This is a genomic window from Pseudomonas sp. HY2-MNA-CIBAN-0224 (genome assembly GCF_040310285.1).
GTDB lineage: Bacteria > Pseudomonadota > Gammaproteobacteria > Pseudomonadales > Pseudomonadaceae > Aquipseudomonas > Aquipseudomonas helleri.
This window is the reverse complement of the sequence record NZ_JBEOPQ010000923.1, coordinates 1-234: the sequence shown is the minus strand read 5'-3', so window position 1 is coordinate 234 and position 234 is coordinate 1. Positions and strand designations below refer to the sequence as shown.

The window sequence follows — 234 nt, the reverse complement described above, 5'->3', positions numbered from 1 at the left end:
GGTTTGATGGTATTGAGATTCATGGCGCGCATGGTTATTTGCTGCATCAGTTTTGGGCCGAGCATACCAATCAGCGTGACGATGAGTACGGTGGCAGCCGCGAAAACCGCGCGCGTCTAACCTTGGACGTGATTGATGCTTGCGTAGAGGCATGGGATGCTGATCACGTGGGTATTCGTATTTCACCACTTGGCACGTTCAACAATGTTGAGGGAGGCTACGAAGAAGACGATA

The 234-nt window shown here is 51.3% G+C and carries 1 protein-coding gene; it reads left to right on the top strand.

Translation table 11 applies throughout. The annotated features are described in order from the left end of the window. The coding region (locus tag AAEZ03_RS28945; protein ID WP_502947999.1) for an oxidoreductase at positions 1–234 on the top strand (234 nt) is incomplete at both ends.